Consider the following 4,037-nt stretch of genomic DNA (forward strand, 5'->3'; position numbering starts at 1 on the left):
GCTTGAGGATATTCACCAACTGCTCTTAATGTTAAACCCCAACTGGTATGAAAAATGATATAAGTAGAAACGGGAATTAATAGCAAAAGTAGATAAAATAATTGCTCTACCAGGTATTGAAAATATCAATTTTTTGGGATTAAAACATTTGCAAATTTTGGGAATATTATTCAATCAAGACCTATTATTTTATCTACTTTTGCTATTAATTCCCGTTTCTACTTATATCATTTTTCATACCAGTTGGGGTTTAACATTAAGAGCAGTTGGTGAATATCCTCAAGCAGCAGCAACAGCAGGAATATCTGTTAGTTTAGTGCGTTATTTAAGCGTAGGTTTTAGCGGTTGTTTGGCAAGTTTAGGAGGAGTTTATTTAGCATTAGTTCATGTAAAATTTTTCACCGAAGGAATGAGTAGTGGAAAAGGTTTCATTGCCTTAGCAGCCATAATATTTGGTAGATGGCATCCAGTGAATAGCGTTTTAGCTTGTTTATTATTTGGAGCAACAGAAGCTTTGCAATTAAGAGTTCAAGCTTTTAATCTGAATATTCCGTATCAATTTTTAGAGATGTTACCTTATGTTATTGCTTTGTTAGCTTTAATTGGTTTAGCAGGAAAATCTACCCCTCCTGCTGCTTTGGGAAAGCGTCAGTAGGAGAGCGGGGGAGTGGCTCACACCGATTATGGCACGGATACACGGATACGGAAGGAAGTGGGGGAGTAGGGGGAAATGAGAAGATTCTTCAACAATTAATAACTATTAATTATTAATTATTAATTGTTGAAAACGGAATTGATTGACGAACAGAAAAATTAATTCATTGTTTCTCCTTTAAAGGAGAGGTTTTAAACCTTAATTATTCGGTAAGTAGCACGATTTTTTGTATTTCATATAAGATGCGTGAAGCAGTATTCTAAATATAGCGCTGTGCGCAGGCAACAGGCAACAGGCAACAGGCAACAGGGGGGATAAATTGCCTATAATATAAGACTTTTAGCTATTGGGCATCTCCTGCAATTTGTAAATATACCAGCGCTCATTACTATAAGTCTAGAAAATATGACTATCACTACGAAAGTATTGAAACTATAAAAACCTCAAAACTTAAACTTTTCTCACTGCATAAATTAAAATATTGATCTCTCAAAAAAATATTTACCATTAATTTTTTGTATATTTTAAATATTATTAAAAACAAAAATAACCTTCAATAACATCATTTTTATATTTTAATTTTTGCTTGAATACCTCGCCGTCTACAGGATATTTACAATTAGTTAATTAGTTGGGGTTATCAGACACGAAGTAGCAGGTAGTTGACTATCCCCATCCACTTTTTCCTTTTTATTTGCAAGCATTTCCTGCGGAATGCTGCGCAAACAGCTATTAGCATTCAGCTAGCCTCCTCCGGAGGAACTGCGTTAACAGCAACAAGACTTTCTCATATAGGACAGTGTTTAAATTCAAATAGACTTTAAGGTCAAGGGAGCCTACTTTTCTAGTAAGACAATTAATAACGCTTTGATAGTAAACTAAAAGTAGTAGCTGATAGCTGACGGCTGTTTGCGCAGCATTCCGGAGGAAATGCTTACTTTTATTTCTTCCTTCTTACTTCTTCCTTCTTCTTTCTTCCTTCTTCAATCCCAAACTTTTAACCTCCAAATAACTTTGGAATAATTTAATCTTTTTCACCTCCTAGAAACAGAAAAACTATGGTATTATACTAACCTCATTAACCAAATATAGAATACAATTACCAATGGCTAAAAACGAAACCAGGAACGAAGCAGAAGTTCGTTCACAAAGAGTTGATGAATTACGCTCCCTGGGAATAGACCCCTATCCTAGTAAAGCAGTAGAGCGATCGCACACTGCTCAACAAGTTATCGACCTATTTTCCCCACCAGCAAAAGAATTAGAACCAGGGGAAGCAGACCCTGATGAAAAATTATTAAAAGTTTGTGGTCGTATTACTACTAAGCGCGATAGTGGTAGTATTGGTTTTATTAACTTAACAGATGAAAGTGGAAAAATTCAACTTAAAATTGAGAAAAAATTAGTTAAGGGAGATCCTGGTTTAAGCTTTAAACAAATACAAAAACTTCTGGATGTGGGAGACTTTATTAGTGCGGAAGGAATAGGTTGTCGTACTAACCGAGGTGAGTTATCAATTCAGGTAAATAAACTTGAGATTATTTCCAAAGCTATTATTCCTTTTCCTGACTCTTATTATGGTGTAAATGACCCGGAAATTTGTCGTCGTCATCGAGAAATGGATTTGGCTGGAAATGCCGAATCTTTACAGCGTTTTAGAATGCGGAGTAAAATTTTACAAAGTATTCGTACATATCTTTGGGATGCTGGATTTTATGAAATAGAAACACCAGTTTTACAAGCAATTTATGGAGGTGCTGCTGCTCGACCTTTTATTACTCATCATAATGCTTTAGATGTAGATTTATATCTGCGAATTGCTACAGAATTATTTTTAAAACGGGCAATTTGTGGTGGTTTTGAACGGGTATTTGAATTAGGTAGGGTATTTAGAAATGAAGGAATAGATAGTACCCATAATCCTGAATTTACTTCCCTAGAAGTTTATCAAGCTTATGCAGATTATTTTGAAATTTTGGGTTTTGTAGAAGATGTTATTTGTTATTGTATGAACAATGTTTTAGGAGATATAAAAGAGATAGAATATCAAGGACAAATTATTAATTTAGAACGTCAATATGACCATAGTCAAAAATATCCTAATTTCACTGGCAAACATTGGCAAGTTAAAACAATGGTAGAAGCAGTTAAGGATGAAACAGGACTAGATTTTGATAACTTAGAATTGCCAGAAGCTATTAAAGCTGTAGAAAAATTAAACCTAAAATTATCCAAGTTAGAAACACAAAGTTTAGGTTATCTTTTATATGCTGTTTTCGACCAAAAAGTAGAGTCAACTTTAATTCAACCTACTTTTGTAATTGATTTTCCAGTTGAAGTCAGTCCGTTAGCAAAAAGACATCATAGCAAACCAGGTTTTGTCGAAAGATTCGAGTTATTTATTCACGGTACAGAATATTCCAATGGTTTTTCCGAGTTAAACGATCCTCAAGACCAACGCCAACGTTTTGAGGAACAAATTGCCCAGAGAGATGCAGGAGATGATGAAGCGCATCCAATGGATGAAGACTTTATTCAGGCGTTATCCTTGGGGATGCCTAGTTGTGGTGGAATGGGTATTGGAGTTGACCGTGTCGTGATGTTATTGACCAATACTCAAAGTATTCGGGATGCCATTATGTTCCCGACTATGCGATCGACTTTGAAGGATTGAAGAAGGAGTCAGGAGTCAGGAGTCAGGAGTCAGGAGGGAAGAAAGAAGAAAAAGGAAAAAGGAGAAAGGAGAAAGTTTTTTTACCACGCTCTTATCCGGACATGATATTACAGCATATTTCGGGTAAATGGTGAAAACATTGTGGTGCGGGCATCTTGCCCGCTATGGGTGTACCTCATAGAGTCGCAAAGTGCTGTAGATATCTCTGAGAAAAAATGTAGAACAGTTTCAGAACAAATTGTTTACGTTCTTCATATTCGCCATTCTGCTCGGCAATTGCTAGAACCATAATAACTCACCGATCGCTCATTCTCATCCCTAAGAGGCGATCGCCTTGACTTTAAACAGAAGAAGTAACTGCCTTAGCGCTACTAATTTCCTCTCGAATAGACTTATTAATTACATCCCACTAACAACAAGCGATCGTTAATAGATAATTCCTTAGTAAATTTCACTAATTCTTGCCAAGATAAACTCTCCAACTCCGACTCAACATTTCCCATCCCTTGAGGCAACTTTCCTTCCTCCAAAGTCTCTAGTAAATCATTACGAAGTGCCTCCAAAAAACCACAATCATTGCCAATATCTGATGCCTCATCCTCATCTATATTTTCAATTTCCTCCAAACGTTTTTGATAAGCTGCTATTTGATATTCAATTGCCTCAACAATAAATTGTGTTGCTTTATAAGATAAAATCATGTCCGGT

4 protein-coding genes are annotated in these 4,037 nt (G+C 35.8%); 3 read left to right on the forward strand and 1 reads right to left on the reverse strand.

Going from position 1 to position 4,037, the window contains the following annotated elements:
* Positions 1 to 133: 133 nt before the first annotated feature.
* From F6K13_RS22030 to F6K13_RS22040, 3 genes are all read left to right on the forward strand, one after another.
* A complete protein-coding gene (locus F6K13_RS22030; RefSeq protein WP_287288381.1) occupies positions 134 to 655 on the forward strand; it encodes an ABC transporter permease in 522 nt (173 codons plus the stop codon).
* Between the two features lie 1,105 nt (positions 656 to 1,760).
* Positions 1,761 to 3,329, forward strand: coding sequence for a lysine--tRNA ligase (gene lysS / locus F6K13_RS22035; protein WP_124143941.1), 1,569 nt, complete (start codon positions 1,761 to 1,763; stop codon positions 3,327 to 3,329).
* A complete protein-coding gene (locus F6K13_RS22040) occupies positions 3,326 to 3,463 on the forward strand; it encodes a hypothetical protein (RefSeq protein WP_161565194.1) in 138 nt (45 codons plus the stop codon). The genes lysS and F6K13_RS22040 overlap by 4 nt, the downstream gene beginning before the upstream one ends.
* A gap of 261 nt (positions 3,464 to 3,724) precedes the next feature.
* Here the strand turns inward: F6K13_RS22040 and F6K13_RS22045 are convergent.
* The coding region (locus tag F6K13_RS22045; RefSeq protein WP_205127877.1) for a hypothetical protein at positions 3,725 to 4,037 on the reverse strand (313 nt) is incomplete at its 5' end.

Source organism: Okeania sp. SIO2B9, assembly GCF_010672505.1.
Lineage (GTDB): Bacteria > Cyanobacteriota > Cyanobacteriia > Cyanobacteriales > Microcoleaceae > Okeania > Okeania hirsuta.

Coding starts and splice junctions, on each gene's coding strand:
- lysS (WP_124143941.1), top strand. CDS start 1,761: ATGGCTAAAAACGAAACCAGGAACGAAGCAGAAGTTCGTTCACAAAGA.